This is a genomic window from Streptomyces durbertensis, assembly GCF_014156695.1.
Classification (GTDB): domain Bacteria; phylum Actinomycetota; class Actinomycetes; order Streptomycetales; family Streptomycetaceae; genus Streptomyces; species Streptomyces durbertensis.
Genome location: NZ_WMLF01000093.1, coordinates 1 through 15138, shown reverse-complemented (window position 1 = coordinate 15138; position 15138 = coordinate 1). Strand labels below are relative to the sequence as shown.

At 72.7% G+C, this 15138-nt stretch carries 11 protein-coding genes and 1 pseudogene; 5 read left to right on the top strand and 7 right to left on the bottom strand.

Features of this window, described 5'->3' with window-relative positions:
- Positions 1 to 621 (top strand): annotated as a pseudogene (locus tag GL263_RS09095) (hydrogenase expression protein HypF); the annotation flags it as partial.
- A 65-nt stretch (positions 622 to 686) separates the two neighbouring features.
- Here GL263_RS09095 and pyk read toward each other — a convergent pair.
- From pyk to pta, 3 genes are all read right to left on the bottom strand, one after another.
- Complete coding sequence (gene pyk / locus GL263_RS09090) at positions 687 to 2111, bottom strand: pyruvate kinase (RefSeq protein WP_182855087.1); 1425 nt, start codon at positions 2109 to 2111, stop codon at positions 687 to 689.
- Positions 2112 to 2172: 61 nt separating this feature from the next.
- A complete protein-coding gene (locus GL263_RS09085) occupies positions 2173 to 3372 on the bottom strand; it encodes an acetate kinase (RefSeq protein WP_182855086.1) in 1200 nt (399 codons plus the stop codon).
- On the bottom strand, positions 3369 to 5582 hold the full coding sequence (gene pta / locus GL263_RS09080; protein ID WP_182855085.1) for a phosphate acetyltransferase: 2214 nt from the start codon (positions 5580 to 5582) through the stop codon (positions 3369 to 3371). The genes GL263_RS09085 and pta overlap by 4 nt, the downstream gene beginning before the upstream one ends.
- A 218-nt stretch (positions 5583 to 5800) precedes the next feature.
- Here pta and GL263_RS09075 point away from each other — a divergent pair, with 218 nt between their 5' ends.
- Positions 5801 to 6826 carry an ATP-dependent 6-phosphofructokinase gene (locus tag GL263_RS09075; protein ID WP_182855084.1) on the top strand — a complete coding sequence of 342 codons (1026 nt, stop codon included), beginning with the start codon at positions 5801 to 5803 and terminating at the stop codon, positions 6824 to 6826.
- Between the two features lie 375 nt (positions 6827 to 7201).
- Here the strand turns inward: GL263_RS09075 and GL263_RS09070 are convergent, their stop codons facing one another.
- From GL263_RS09070 to GL263_RS09060, 3 genes are all read right to left on the bottom strand, one after another.
- A complete protein-coding gene (locus GL263_RS09070) occupies positions 7202 to 7906 on the bottom strand; it encodes a gamma-glutamyl-gamma-aminobutyrate hydrolase family protein (RefSeq protein ID WP_182855083.1) in 705 nt (234 codons plus the stop codon).
- A gap of 67 nt (positions 7907 to 7973) precedes the next feature.
- Positions 7974 to 9467 (bottom strand): ethanolamine permease, encoded by a 1494-nt coding sequence (eat, locus tag GL263_RS09065; RefSeq protein WP_182855082.1) that lies wholly within the window; start codon positions 9465 to 9467, stop codon positions 7974 to 7976.
- Between the two features lie 158 nt (positions 9468 to 9625).
- Complete coding sequence (locus tag GL263_RS09060; RefSeq protein WP_182855081.1) at positions 9626 to 10402, bottom strand: FadR/GntR family transcriptional regulator; 777 nt, start codon at positions 10400 to 10402, stop codon at positions 9626 to 9628.
- 141 nt (positions 10403 to 10543) lie between these two features.
- Here GL263_RS09060 and GL263_RS09055 point away from each other — a divergent pair, with 141 nt between their 5' ends.
- From GL263_RS09055 to GL263_RS09045, 3 genes are all read left to right on the top strand, one after another.
- A complete protein-coding gene (locus GL263_RS09055) occupies positions 10544 to 11911 on the top strand; it encodes a glutamine synthetase family protein (RefSeq protein WP_182855080.1) in 1368 nt (455 codons plus the stop codon).
- 147 nt (positions 11912 to 12058) lie between these two features.
- Positions 12059 to 13477 (top strand): aldehyde dehydrogenase family protein, encoded by a 1419-nt coding sequence (locus GL263_RS09050; protein ID WP_182855079.1) that lies wholly within the window; start codon positions 12059 to 12061, stop codon positions 13475 to 13477.
- Entirely contained in the window at positions 13474 to 14289 is an 816-nt protein-coding gene (locus tag GL263_RS09045; protein ID WP_182855078.1) for a 3-oxoacyl-ACP reductase, read from the top strand. Before GL263_RS09050 ends, GL263_RS09045 begins: the two co-directional genes overlap by 4 nt.
- A gap of 54 nt (positions 14290 to 14343) precedes the next feature.
- Here GL263_RS09045 and GL263_RS09040 read toward each other — a convergent pair whose 3' ends face one another.
- Complete coding sequence (locus GL263_RS09040) at positions 14344 to 15027, bottom strand: response regulator (RefSeq protein WP_182855077.1); 684 nt, start codon at positions 15025 to 15027, stop codon at positions 14344 to 14346.
- Positions 15028 to 15138 lie beyond the last annotated feature (111 nt).

Here is a 15138-nt window from a genome sequence, read left to right as displayed (position 1 = left end):
GAGCAAGACCCGGCGAAGCAAGACCCGGCGGAGGACGGCGGGTCGAAGGGCGGCGGGCCGAAGGAGGACCCGGCGGAGGACGACGGAACGGAGCAGCAGCCCGACGCCACCCCGCCCGACGGGCGCAGCGGCAAGGAGCCCTTCCCCTGTCCGGAGTTCGACGCCGAGGCGTACCACAACGCCGCCTACGAGCGCACGCCCGCCGCGCTGCCCGACGTCCCGTTCCATCTGAAGACCAGCCGGCTCGGCCTGTCCGGGCTCAAGTACCACGGCATCGTGCTGGTGCGCACCCACGGCGGGCAGGAGAAGCGGGTCCTGAAGTTCACCGCGGAGGAGCTGAACATCCGGGACCTGCACCAGTACGCGCCCACGTCCTCGGGCCGCGTCCAGCACATCCGCAGCCGGCCGGGCAGCACGTCCACGTTCCGCGGCGGCACGGTGACGATGTACACCGAGGAGCTGAAGGGCTGGCTCTTCGGGCTGATCCCGATCACCTTCAGCCCGAAGTCGCCCCCGCCGCTGGACCTTCCGGCGGCGTTCTTCACCTCGGCGGAGGTGCGGCAGGCCGGCCAGTTCGGCGGGAACCTGACGGTGCCGGGGCTGCGCCTCTCCCTGGAGTGAGCGTCCTGGAGTGAGCGCCCCGGTGTGAGCGGGCCCCTGACAGCAGGCCCGCGCGAGGCGGAGTGTCAGTTGTCCTTACCGAGGTGGAGTACGCGCACCATGTTGGTGGTGCCCACGACGCCCGGCGGGGTGCCGGCCGTCATGATCATGACGTCGCCCTCCTGGTAGCGCTGGAGCTTCAGCAGCTCCTCGTCCACCAGCTTGACCATCGCGTCGGTGTTCTCCGCGTGCGGCACGACAAACGTCTCGACGCCCCAGGCCAGCGTGAGCTGGTTGCGGGTGTGGGGGTCCTCGGTGAACGCGAGGATCGGCTGCACCGCGCGGTAGCGGGCCAGCCGCAGCGCGGTGTCACCGGACTTGGTGAAGGCCACCAGCGCCTTGGCGTCCAGGAAGTCCGCGATCTCGCAGGCGGCGCGGGCGACCGAACCGCCCTGCGTGCGCGGCTTCTTGCCGGGCACCAGCGGCTGGAGGCCCTTGGCCAGCAGCTCCTTCTCGGCGGCCTGGACGATCTTCGACATCGTCTTGACCGTCTCGATCGGGTACTGGCCGACGGAGGACTCGGCGGAGAGCATCACCGCGTCCGCGCCGTCGAGGATCGCGTTCGCGACGTCGGAGGCCTCGGCGCGGGTGGGCCGCGAGTTGGTGATCATCGACTCCATCATCTGGGTCGCGACGATCACCGGCTTGGCGTTGCGGCGGCACAGCTTGATGAGCCGCTTCTGCACCATCGGCACCTGCTCCAGCGGGTACTCCACGGCGAGGTCGCCGCGCGCCACCATCACGCCGTCGAAGGCGAGGACGACCTCCTCCATGTTCTCGACCGCCTGCGGCTTCTCCACCTTGGCGATGACCGGCACCCGGCGGCCGACCTCGTCCATCACCCGGTGCACGTCCCGCACGTCGCCGGCGTCCCGCACGAAGGACAGGGCGACCATGTCGCAGCCCATGCGGAGCGCGAACTTCAGGTCGTCGATGTCCTTCTCCGACAGCGCGGGCACGTTGACCGCCGCGCCGGGCAGGTTGATGCCCTTGTGGTCGGAGATGACACCGCCCTCGATGACGATCGTGCGGACCTCGGCCCCGGTGACGTCCACGACCTGCAGGGCGACGTTGCCGTCGTTGATGAGGATCGGGTCGCCCTTGGCGACGTCGCCGGTCAGGCCCTTGTAGGTGGTGCCGCAGATGGTCCGGTCACCGGGGACGTCCTCGGTGGTGATGGTGAACTCCTCACCGCGGACCAGTTCGACCGGTCCCTCGGCGAAGGTGGCGAGGCGGATCTTCGGCCCCTGGAGGTCGGCCAGGACGCCGACCGCGCGGCCGGTCTCCTCGGACGCCTTGCGGAGACGCTCGTAGCGCTCCTGGTGCTCCCCCTGGGAACCGTGGCTCATGTTGAAGCGGGCCACGTTCATGCCGGCCTCGATCAGCGTCTTCAGCTGGTCGTAGGAGTCGACGGCGGGACCCAGGGTGCAGACGATTTTGGAACGGCGCATGGGGGCGATCCTATCGTTTTGTTTAGACGCGAAACGTACTGGGGGTGATCTGGCTCACCGATCATGAGCTGACCAGTGCGTACGCCTGGGTGGCGATCTCCAGCTCCTCATCGGTGGGTACCACGGCCACGGCGACGGAAGCGTACTGCGGCGAGACGATCCGGGCCGTGTCCGTACGCCGGTTGTTCAGCTCCGTGTCGACCGCCAGTCCCAGCCCCTCCAGGCCGGCCACCGTCGCCTCCCGCACCGGGGCGGAGTTCTCCCCGACGCCGGCGGTGAAGGCCAGCGCGTCGACCCGGCCGAGCACCGCCGTGTAGGCGCCGACGTACTTGCGCAGCCGGTGGACGTACACGTCGAACGCCAGCGCCGCCCGCTCGTCGCCCTCCTCCCGGCGCCGCACGATCTCCCGCATGTCGTTGTCCCCGCACAGCCCGACCAGGCCGCTGCGCTTGTTCAGCAACTCGTCGACCTCGTCCGTGGACATGCCGGCCACCCGGTTCAGGTGGAACACCACGGCCGGGTCCACGTCACCCGACCGGGTGCCCATCACCAGGCCCTCCAGCGGGGTGAGGCCCATCGAGGTCTCCACGCACCGGCCGCCGCGCACCGCCGACGCCGAGGCGCCGTTGCCCAGGTGCAGCACGATCACGTTGACGTCCTCGACCGCCCGGCCCAGCAGCTCGGCCGTCGCCCGGGAGACGTAGGCGTGCGAGGTGCCGTGGAAGCCGTAGCGGCGCACCCGGTGCGCGTCCGCCGTCTCCACGTCGATCGCGTACCGGGCGGCGTACTCGGGCATCGTGGTGTGGAACGCGGTGTCGAAGACCGCGACCTGCGGCAGGTCGGGGTTGAGGGCCTGCGCGGTGCGGATGCCGGTGAGGTTCGCCGGGTTGTGCAGCGGCGCGACGGGCACCAGGCGCTCGATCTCCGCGAGCACCCGGTCGTCCACGACCGTCGGGCGGGTGAACTCGCGCCCGCCGTGCACCACCCGGTGGCCGACGGCCGCCAGGTCGGGGGAGTCCAGGCCGAGCCCGTCGGCGGCCAGCTCCGCCGCCACCGCCTTCAGCGCCGCCCCGTGGTCCGGGTACGGCTCGACGCGCTCCCGCCGCTCGCCGCCGGCCGGCGTGTGCAGCAGTCGGGAGGCGCTCTCGCCGATCCGCTCGACCAGACCGACCGCGAGCCGCGAACGGTCGGCCATGTCCAGCAGCTGGTACTTCACCGACGAACTGCCGGAGTTGAGAACGAGTACGCGGGTGGCGCTCATGCCAGGCCGCCCTTCTCCTGTCGGATCTCCTGACGGACGGCCGCGCCGGCGGACGCCGCCGCGGCCGCGTCCGCCGGCGCGGCCGGGCGCCCGGCCTGTGACTGGGCCTGGATGGCGGTGATCGCCACGGTGTTCACGATGTCCTGCACCAGCGCGCCCCGGGAGAGGTCGTTCACCGGCTTGCGCAGACCCTGGAGCACCGGGCCGACGGCCACGGCGCCCGCCGACCGCTGCACGGCCTTGTAGGTGTTGTTGCCCGTGTTGAGGTCCGGGAAGATCAGCACGGTCGCCTGGCCTGCCACCGGCGAGCCCGGCAGCTTCGTCGCCGCCACCGACGGCTCCACCGCCGCGTCGTACTGGATCGGGCCCTCCACCAGCAGGTCGGGCCGGCGGCTGCGCACCAGCTCGGTCGCCTCCCGCACCTTGTCGACGTCCGTACCCGAGCCGGACGTGCCGGTGGAGTAGGACAGCATCGCGATGCGCGGCTCCACGCCGAACCGCGCCGCCGTCGTCGCCGACTGGATCGCGATGTCCGCGAGCTGGGCGGCGTCCGGATCGGGGTTCACGGCGCAGTCGCCGTACACCAGCACCCGGTCGGCCAGGCACATGAAGAACACCGACGAGACGATCGCCGCGTCCGGGCGGGTCTTGATGATCTCGAACGCCGGGCGGATGGTGGCCGCCGTCGAGTGCACCGCGCCCGACACCATGCCGTCGGCCAGCCCCTCCTGCACCATCAGGGTGCCGAAGTACGAGACGTCCACGACCGCGTCGTAGGCCAGCTCGTGGCTGACGCCCTTGTGGGCCCGCAGCCGCGCGTACACCTCGGCGAACCGTTCCCGCAGCGGGGAGGTGGCCGGGTCGACGATCCGGGCCGTCGCCGCCGTGCCGTGTGCCGACCAGCCGCTGTCGTCGGCGCCCAGCAGGTTGAGGTCCACACCCAGGTCGGCGGCCCGCTTGCGGACGGCGGTCTCCTCGCCGAGCAGGGTCAGGTCGCAGACGTTCCGCCGCAGCAGCACCTCGGCGGCGCGCAGCACCCGCTCCTCGGTGCCCTCGGGCAGCACCACGTGCCGCCGGTTCCCGCGGGCGCGCTCCACCAGCTCGTGCTCGAACATCATCGGCGTGACCCGGTCGCTGCGCACCACCGAGATGCGCTCGGTGAGCTGCCCGGTGTCCACGTGCGTCTCGAACAGGCCCAGCGCGATCTCCGCCTTGCGCGGGTTCGTCGCGTTCAACTTTCCGCGCAACGCGTGGAGTTGGCCGGCGGTGGGGAAGGAGCTGCCCGGTACCGCCAGCACCGGGGTGCCGGGCGCCAGTCGCGCCGCGAGGTTCATCGTCTCCTCGCCCGGCCGCTGGTCCAGGGTGAGCAGCACCCCGGCGATCGGCGGCGAGCCCGCCGAGTGCGCCGCCAGCGCCCCCACGATCAGGTCCGCCCGGTCGCCCGGCGTCAGCACCAGGCAGCCCTCGGTCAGCGCGGGCAGGAACGTCGGCAGCATCGCCCCGCCGAACACGAAGTTGCGGCAGTCCCGCGCCAGCCCCGCCGGATCGCCCAGCAGCACCTCGGCGCCCAGCTCGTCCACCACCTGCTGCACGGTCGGCGCCGAGAGCGCCGGGTCCTCCGGCAGCACGTACACCGGCTCCGGCAGGTGCGCGCCCAGCTCCTTGGCGGCCCGCGCCGCGTGCTTGTCGTCGACCCGGTTGGCGACGGTGGCGATCAGCTCGCAGCCGAGCGAGGTGAACGCGGTGTGCGCGTTGCGCACCTCGTTGACCACCGACTCGGCCTCCTGGCCGAGCCCGCCGACGACGGGCAGCACCACGGCGCCCATCTCGTTGGCCAGCCGGGCGTTGACGGCCAGCTCGCCGGGCAGGTTCGTGTCCACGAAGTCGGTGCCCAGCACCATGACCGCCTCGTAGTCGGCCGCCACCGCGTGGAAGCGGTCGACCAGGTGCGCCACCAGCTCGTCCGCGCCCGCACGGGCCTGGAGGGCGGCGGCCTCCTCGTACGACAGCCCGCTCATGTCGGCCACCGACTGGCTCAGCCGGTAGCGGCTGCGCAGCAGGTCCAGCATCGGGTCCGCCCCCGGATGCCACAGCGGCCGGAACACCCCGACCCGGTCCACGAGCCGGGTCAGCAGCTCCATGACCCCCAGCTCCACGACCTGTCGGCCGTCACCCCGGCCGACGCTGGATATGTACACGCTCCGCGTCACGCGTGCTCGCTCCTCGTTCCCTGGGAAGGGGCGCCGCGCTCCCGGCCACCCGTCCGAAAACTTCCGATCTTCACACCAAATCAATCTTGACAATACCCATGGGACTGGATATGCCGCGCGGCGGGCGGCAGCATGTGGACAAGGGAACCCCTTGGGTTCAGGACATGAAACAATCCCCCGGCAATCGGCCCGTCCCCCGATCAGGAGTAACGATCAGCATGCGTATCGGAGTCCTCACCGCCGGCGGCGACTGCCCCGGTCTGAACGCCGTGATCCGGTCGGTCGTACACCGTGCCGTCGTGGACCGAGACGATGAGGTCATCGGGTTCGAGGACGGCTTCAAGGGCCTGCTGGAGGGCCGCCACCGCGTACTCGACCTCAACTCCGTCAGCGGCATCCTCGCCCGCGGCGGCACCATCCTCGGCTCCGCCCGGCTGGAACGGGACCGGCTGCGCGAGGCCTGCGACAACAGCGAGGAGCTGATGGGCCGCCTCGGCATCGACGCGCTGATCCCCATCGGCGGCGAGGGCACGCTCACCGCCGCCACCATGCTCTCCGAGGCCGGCCTGCCCGTCGTGGGCGTGCCGAAGACCATCGACAACGACATCTCCGCCACCGACCGCACCTTCGGCTTCGACACCGCCGTCGGCGTCGCCACCGAGGCCATGGACCGACTCAAGACCACCGCCGAGTCCCACCAACGGGTGATGGTCGTGGAGGTCATGGGCCGGCACGCCGGCTGGATCGCCCTGGAGGCCGGTATGGCCGGCGGCGCCCACGGCATCTGCCTGCCCGAGCGTCCGTTCGAGATCGACGAACTCTGCAAGATGGTCGAGGAGCGCTTCTCGCGCGGCAAGAAGTTCGCCGTCATCTGCGTCGCCGAGGGCGCCCGCCCCGCCGAGGGCTCCATGGAGTACGCCAAGGGCGAGATCGACCAGTACGGCCACGAGCGGTTCGTCGGCATCGGCAACCGCCTCGCCACCGAGATGGAACGCCGCCTCGGCAAGGAGGCCCGCCCGGTCATCCTCGGCCACGTCCAGCGCGGCGGCACCCCCACCGCCTACGACCGCGTCCTGGCCACGCGCTTCGGCTGGCACGCCGTGGAGGCCGCCCACCGCGGCGACTTCGGCATGATGACCGCGCTGCGCGGCACGGACATCGTGATGACCCCGCTCGCCGACGCCACCCGCGAGCTGAAGACCGTCCCGCAGGACCGCATGGACGAGACCGAAGCCGTCTTCTGAGCAGCGGTCCGAGGACCGCGGCTTCTCCGCGTTCCGACGCCCCGCGCCGCCGCCGCAGACCCCGCACCGCCGCCGACCCCGCACCGCCGCCACCCCGACCCGGCGGCGGCGCGGGGCGGGGCGGCGGCGAAGCCGTGGAATCGGCGTGGCGCGTCGGGGAGTCCGCCGGGTCACCGTGCCGCGCTTTCGCGGCTCGACGGCCGGGTCGGCCGCGTCGGCCAGGGCGGGGGGAGGACACGTCGCGGCCCGGGCGACGCCGCCCGGAGGCATGGACGGCACCGGACCGTACGCGTGACAGGGACCGGCCGCCGGCCTGCTGAGCGCGCTGGCGACAGGTCCGTCCCCTCGTCCGGATGCTCCGGCCGCCTCCGGCCGCTAGCGGGCCGTGGCGAGGAGGGCGGAGAGGAGGCGGAGGTCGTCGCCGGCCTCCGGGTGCCACTGGACGGCCAGTGCGAAGGGGTGTGTGGCGGCGGGGAGTTCGAGGGCTTCGACCGTGCCGTCCTCGGCGTGCGCGGAGGGCACCAGATCACGGCCGAGACGGTGCACGGCCTGGTGGTGGTACGTGGGGACGGACACCGCCTCGGGCAGCGCGTCGGCCAGGCGGGTACCGGGGACGGGCCTGATCCGGTGCTGGGCGAAGACACCGGGAGGACCGGAGTGCCCGCCGTGGCCGACCTCGTCGGGCAGGTGCTGGACGAGGGTGCCGCCGAGGGCCACGTTGAGCAGCTGCATGCCGCGGCAGACGCCCAGCAGCGGGGTCCCGGTGGCCAACGCGGCCTCGATCAGGGCGAGTTCCCAGGAGTCCCTGGCGGTGTGCGTGGGCCCGGTGAGGGGGTGACGGTCGGCGCCGTAGCGGTCCGGGCCCACGTCCGGGCCTCCCGCGACGACAAGGGCGTCCAGTCGGGCCACCGCGCGAGCGGCGGCGGCCGGTTCGTCCGGCGGGAGGAGCGCGGCGATGCCGCCGGCGCGCTGGACCATCCGGTGGTATCCGGCGGGCAGGACGGCGGCGGGCAGGTCCCACACGCCCCACCGTACGGAGTCCTCCAGGTAGGTGCTGATGCCGACGAGGGGCTGGGCCACGGCGGTTCCTCCATGAGTGGTCTGTCGGTGGGGCCTCCCGCGCTCGGCCGGGAGGCCCCACCGGTGGTCAGTTGCGGTTGAGTTCGGCTTCGGCGGCGGCCAGGGCGGCGGCCTCCTCCTCGGGGGCGGCCGCGACGAGGCGGTGCCGGCTGTAGAGGGCGAAGTAGGCGACGGCGGCGACGTAGACGCCCAGTGCGATGAACGCGGCCTGCTTGTCCACCAGGAAGGTCGCCACCAGCGCGGCGCAGGCCAGGACGAGCGCGACCGAGGAGGTGAGGACGCCGCCCGGGGTGCGGTAGGGCCGCTCCAGGTGCGGTTCGCGACGGCGCAGGACGATGTGGGAGAGCGCCATCATGGCGTACGAGATGGTGGCGCCGAAGACGGCCATGTTCAGCATCCGCGCCCCGTCGCCGGTGCCGGCGGCCAGCGCGAAGCCGAGCGCGCCGGGCACCAGCAGGCCCAGGTAGGGAGCCTTGCGACGGCTGGTGAGGGAGAGGAAGCGGGGGACGTAGCCGGCCCGGGAGAGCGCGAAGAGCTGCCGGGAGCCGGCGTAGATGAGGGAGAAGAAGGAGGCGACGAGGCCGGCCAGCCCGGCGTAGTTGACAAAGCGGCTGAGCGCGGTCGGTTCGCCGTCCCCCTGGAGCGCGGTGACCAGGGGGTTGCCGGCGTCCTGGAGCCCGGCCGAGCCGCGCGCCCCGACGGCGACGAGGAAGGTGACGACGGCCAGGACCAGGAGGACGCCGATGGCGGCGGCCATGGCGCGGGGGAGCGTCCGGGCCGGGTCCCTGGTCTCCTCGGCCGCCAGCGGTACGCCCTCGACGCCGAGGAAGAACCACATGCCGAAGGGGAAGGCGGCCCAGATCCCGATCAGCCCGTACGGCAGCCAGGAGTTGGCGCCGAAGGCGCTGCCGTCGACGGGGATGTCGTTGAGCCGGCTGCCGTCGAACTCGGTGACCGCGCCCAGGGCGAAGATCACCAGCGCGGCGACCGCGATACCGGTGACGACAAAGCTGAACCGGAGGGCTTCGCCCACGCCCCACAGGTGGATGCCGATGAAGATCGCGAAGCAGGCGAGGTAGACCGGCCAGCCGGAGGTCAGGCCGAAGAGGTTGAGGGATTCGACGTAGTCGCCGATGAAGATGGAGATCGCGGCCGGTGCCAGGACGTACTCGATCAGGATCGCCGTCCCGGTGAGGAAGCCGCCCCAGGTGCCGAGCGCGCGCCGGGCGAAGCCGTAGCCGCCGCCGGCGGTGGGCAGGATGGCGGCCATCTCGGCCTGGGAGAAGACCAGGCAGGTGTACATCACGCCCATCAGCACCATGGCGATGGCCAGCCCGCCGAAACCGCCCTCGGCCAGGCCGAAGTTCCAGCCGGCGAAGTCGCCGGAGACGACGTACGCCACGCCGAGGCCGGTGAGCAGTAGCCAGCCCGCGCTGCCCCGGCGCAGGGTGCGCCGGTTGAGATAGGCGGCCTCGGGGGAGCCGGGAGAGGCGGCCGGGGCGCCGCCGCCAGGCGGGGCGGGTGAGGTGTCCGAGACGCGTGCGCCGTTGCCTTCGGCCATGAGCTGCTCCCTACCTTGCTTCAAAGGTTTGGGGACACACCTTTTACCCGCCGGTGGACGGTGCGCAAGACATCGGTCGTCAACGATTGGTAAACGAGGGCTTCCTCGGCCGGCCGGCCGACCGACCGGTCCCGCGGGGTCGCGGTGCGCGCGCCCGGTCAGCTCAGGAAGCCGCGCAGCAGCGCCGCCGAGCCCGCGCAGTGCTCGCGCGTCATCTCGCGCGCCCCGTCCACGTCGCCCTCCAGCACGGCCTCCACCAGCGCCTCGTGCTGGCGCTGGGAGTGCTCCAGGTTGCGGACCAGCAGCGGGATGCAGTCCAGCAGGTCGTTGACGGTCGCACGGACGGCCGCGTACTGGGCGGCCAGCGAGGGCGAACCGGACAGCTCGGCCACGGTCAGGTGCAGCAGCGTGTCCAGCCGCCGGTACTCCGCCAGCGGTGCGTTCTGGGTCCCGGCCAGGGCGGCCCGCAGCCGCTGTGCCTGCTCCGCGGTCAGGCCGTGCGTCGCGCACAGCTCGGCCGCGCCGACCTCCAGCACCTCCCGGAAGCGGAGGGTGTCCTCCAGGTCCACCGCGGCCACGCGGCGCCGCAGCTCCTCCGCGATGCTCCCGCCGCTGGTCTCCGGCGGGCGCTGCCGGACGAAGGTCCCGCCGTAGCGGCCGCGCCGGCTCTCCACCAGGCCCTGCTCGTGCAGCACCTTCAGCACCTCGCGCAGGGTCACCCGGCTCAACCCGAGCCGGTCGGCCAACTCGCGTTCGGCCGGCAGGCGTTCGCCGGCCGGCACCAGGCCCAGCCGGAGGACCTGGAGTATCTGCTCCAGCGCCTCCTCGAAGCCGTTGCCGGCCCGTACCGGCCTGAGTATCGGCGCGAGCCGGTCGATCGACCCGTCCCGGTCGGCCTCCCGCGCCTCCTCCGGAGCGTCTCGCACCTCGTTCATCGGAACCTCTTCCCAATCAAAGGTTTCTCCGCATACCTTATGGCATCCGGTGCGGGGCCGCCCCGGCCGTGCGCTGACCGTACGCGCCGTGCGGCTTCCCCCGGGAGCCCGACCGACGCCAGGACGCCAGGAGGCACCCCCGTGGCTGATCGCACGCCCCCGCTCACCGTCGACGAACTCACCGACCTCGTGGAGGCCGGGGAGATCGACACCGTCGTCCTCGCCTTCACCGACATGCAGGGACGCCTCCAGGGCAAACGCTTCGCCGCGCGTTTTTTCCTCGACGAGGTACTGGACCACGGAACCGAGGGCTGCAACTACCTCCTCGCGGTCGACGTCGATCTCAACACCGTCGACGGCTACCGGATGTCCTCCTGGGAGCGCGGCTACGGCGACTTCGCCATGCACGGCGACCCCGCCACCCTCCGCCGCACCCCCTGGGAGCCCGGTACCGCGCTGCTGGTCGCCGACCTCGCCTGGCACGACGGCAGCCCCGTCGTCGCCTCCCCGCGGCAGATCCTGCGCGGCCAGCTCGACCGGCTCGCCGAACACGGATGGACCGCCTACGTCGGCACCGAGCTGGAGTTCATGGTCTTCAAGGACACCTACGAGGACGCCTGGGCGCGCGGCTACCGCGAGCTGAACCCGGCCAACCAGTACAACGTCGACTACTCCGTCCTGGGCACCGGCCGGGTGGAGCCGCTGCTGCGGCGCATCCGCAACGAGATGGCCGCCGCGGGGATGATCGTCGAGTCCGCCAAGGGCGAGTGCAACCTCGGCCAGCACGAGATCGCCTTCCGCTACGACGAGGCGCTGACCACCTGCGACCAGCACTCCGTCTACAAGACCGGTGCCAAGGCGATCGCCGCGCAGGAGGGCATGGCGCTCACCTTCATGGCGAAGTTCGACGAACGCGAGGGCAACTCCTGCCACATCCACCTCTCGCTGCGCGACGAGGCCGGCCAGCCCGTACTCGCCGACGACGAGGGCGACCTGGGCATGTCCGCGCTGATGCGGCACTTCCTGGCCGGACAGCTCGCCGCACTGCGCGACTTCACCCTGCTGTACGCGCCGAACATCAACTCCTACAAGCGCTTCCGGCCCGGCTCCTTCGCGCCCACCGCCGTCGCCTGGGGGCCGGACAACCGCACCTGCGCGCTGCGTGTCATCGGCCACGGCCCCTCCCACCGCTTCGAGAACCGCCTGCCCGGCGGGGACGTGAACCCCTACCTCGCGGTCGCCGGCATGGTCGCCGCCGGGCTGTACGGGGTCGAGCACAAGCTCGAACTGCCCGAGGCGTGCACCGGCAACGCCTACACCGGCGACGCCCAGCACGTCCCGACCACCCTGCGGGAGGCGGCCGACCTGTGGGCGGCCTCGCCGATCGCCCGCGCCGCGTTCGGCGAGGAGGTCGTCGAGCACTACCTCAACATGGCCCGGGTCGAGCTGGACGCCTACGACTCCGCCGTGACCGACTGGGAGCGGTACCGCTCCTTCGAGCGGATGTAGCGCGGTCCGCGCGGAGCCGCAGCCCCAGCCGCAGCCCCAGCCGCAGTCGAGAAGCCGCAGTCGAGAAGCCGCAGTCGAGAAGCCGCAGTCGAGAAGCAGCCGTCCCGCGCGGGCACGTACCCCGCGCGCGAGTGAAGGAAGCCGCACGTGCCGCACACCGACCCCACGTCCCCCTCGCCCCCAGGGCCCGGGGCGCCCACCGCGCACGACGTCCTCAACCCGGCGACGGAGGAGGTCATCGCCACCGTCCCCGCCACCACCCCGGAGGAGGTGGACGCCGCCGTACGCCGCGCGGCCGACGCCCAGCGGGCCTGGGCCGCCGTCGCCCCCGGCGACCGGGCCCGGCTGCTGCGCCGCTTCGCGGACGCCATCGACGAACACGTCGAGGAGCTGGCCCGGTTGGAGGTCGCCGAGGCCGGCCACCCGATCGGCAACGCGCGCTGGGAGGCCGGCAACGCCCGCGACCTCTTCGCCTACGCGGCCGGCGGGGTGGAGCGGCTGACCGGTCGGCAGATCCCGGTCGCCGGCGGCTGGAACATCACCCGCCAGGAACCCCTGGGTGTCGTCGCCGTCATCGCCCCGTGGAACTTCCCCATGCCGATCGCCTCCTGGGGCGCGGCCCCGGCGCTCGCCGCGGGGAACGCCGTACTCCTCAAGCCGGCCGAGACCACGCCGCTGACCGCCCTGCGGCTGGCCGAACTCGGTCTGGCCGCCGGCCTCCCCGAGGGGCTGTTCCAGGTCCTGCCCGGGGCCGGACCGGTCGCCGGCAACGCGCTGGTGGAGCACGAGGGCGTGGCGAAGGTCGTCTTCACCGGCTCCACCGCCGTCGGCAAGCAGATCATGGCCAGGTGCGCCGCCACCGTGAAGCGCCTCACCCTCGAACTCGGCGGCAAGAGCCCGAACATCGTCTTCGCGGACGCCGACCTGGAGAAGGCGGCGGCCGCCGCTCCCGGCTCCTTCCTGGACAACACCGGCCAGGACTGCTGCGCCCGCAGCCGCATCCTCGTCCAGCGCGAGGTCTACGACCGCTTCCTGGAGCTGCTGGAACCCGCCGTCCGGGCCTGGCGGGCCGGCGACCCCGCGGACCCCGGCACCGACATGGGGCCGCTGATCTCCGCCGCCCAGCGGGAGCGGGTGCGGTCCTACGTGCCCGACGACGCCCGGGTCGCCATCCGCGGCGAGGCGCCCGCCGGCAAGGGCTTCTGGTACCCGGCGACGGTCCTGGAGGGCCGCCCGGAGGACCGGGTCGCGGTGGAGGAGGTCTTCGGCCCGGTCGCCGTTGTCCTCCCCTTCGCGGACGAGGCGGAGGCGGTGCGCCTCGCCAACACCGGTACGTACGGGTTGTCCGGCTCGTTGTGGACCCGGGACGTCGGGCGCGCCCTGCGGGTCTCCGGCGCGGTCGCCGCCGGCAACCTCTCCGTCAACTCGCACAGCAGCGTCCGCTACTGGACGCCGTTCGGCGGCTACAAGCAGTCCGGCCTCGGCCGGGAGCTGGGCCCCGACGCGCTCGCCGCCTTCACCGAGACCAAGAACGTGTTCATCAGCACCGAGGAGGACGACCAGTGACCCAGCCCGCCATCCCCGCCGAGGCGCACGACTCCGCCGCCCCCGTCTGCCGCCGCCTGGTCGGCCGTACCGCGGTGGTCACCGGTGCCGGCAGCGGCATCGGCCTGGCGACCGTGCGCCGCCTCGCCTCCGAAGGAGCGAACGTCGTCTGCGCCGACATCGACGAGGCCGCCGGCAAGGCCGCCGCCGACGAGGTCGGAGGGCTCTTCGTCAAGGTCGACGTGGTCGACGGCGAGCAGGTCGAGGCGCTGTTCGAAGCCGCGCACGACACGTACGGCTCGGTGGACATCGCGTTCAACAACGCCGGCATCTCGCCGCCGGACGACGACTCCATCCTCACCACCGGGCTGGACGCCTGGCGGCGCGTCCAGGAGGTCAACCTCACCTCCGTCTACCTCTGCTGCAAGGCGGCCCTGCCCTACATGCGCCGTCAGGGCCGGGGCTCGATCATCAACACGGCGTCCTTCGTCGCCGTCATGGGCGCGGCCACCTCGCAGATCAGCTACACCGCGTCCAAGGGCGGGGTGCTCGCCCTCTCCCGCGAACTGGGCGTCCAGTTCGCCCGCGAGGGCATCCGCGTCAACGCGCTGTGCCCGGGGCCGGTCAACACCCCGCTGCTGAAGGAGCTGTTCGCCAAGGACCCGGAGCGGGCGGCCCGCCGCCTGGTGCACGTGCCCGTCGGCCGGTTCGCCGAGCCGGAGGAGATGGCCGCCGCCGTCGCCTTCCTCGCCAGCGACGACGCGTCCTTTGTCAACGCGACCGAGTTCCTCGTCGACGGGGGCATCGCCAACGCCTACGTCACCCCCCTCTGACCCGCGCCGCACGGCCGGGCGCGTCACCCGACGTCGCCCGGCCGCACGCGTGGACTACCGCCAGCGGTAACGGAGTTCGGGGCGGCCCTGGCCGCCGCGGCGGGGGCGGCGTTCGACGAGGCCGGAGTCGGCCAGGTGCTCCAGGTAGCGGCGTGCCGTCACCCGGGAGGTGCCGGTCAGCTCGCCGACCCGGCTCGCCGACAGGCCCTCGCCGGCGGCCTCCGACCGCAGCAGCCCCACCACCGCCTCCAGCGTCTCGCCGCTCATGCCCTTCGGGGGCGGCGGAGTCGCCCCGCCGCCCCCGCGCAGCGCGGCCAGCGCCCGGTCCACGTCCTGCTGCCCGGTGGCGCCCTCGGCCGGCCCCAGCTCCCGCCGGTAGGCGGCGTAACGCTCCAGCCGGTCCCGGAAGGCCGCGAACGTGAACGGCTTGAGCAGGTACTGCACCACGCCCAGCGCCACCACCGAGCGCACGATCTCCACGTCCCGCGCCGACGTCACGGCGATCACGTCGGTGAGGTGGCCGCGCGCCCGCAGCCCCCGGCACACCTCAAGCCCGCTCATGTCCGGCAGGTAGAAGTCCAGCAGCAGCAGGTCGACGGGCTCCCGGTCGACGAAGTCCAGCGCGTCGGCACCCCGGTGCACCGCGCCGACGGCGGTGAAGCCCGCGACCCGGTCGGTGAACTGGACGTGCGCGTCGGCGATCCGGGGATCGTCCTCCACCACGAGCGTGCGGATCACGAGGCACCGCCCCGCCCCGTGTGCGGCCGGGGGCGCAGCCGTACGGTGAACACCGCCCCGCCGTCCGCGCCCGAGGTCACCGCCACCTCGCCGTCGTAGCGGTTGATGACC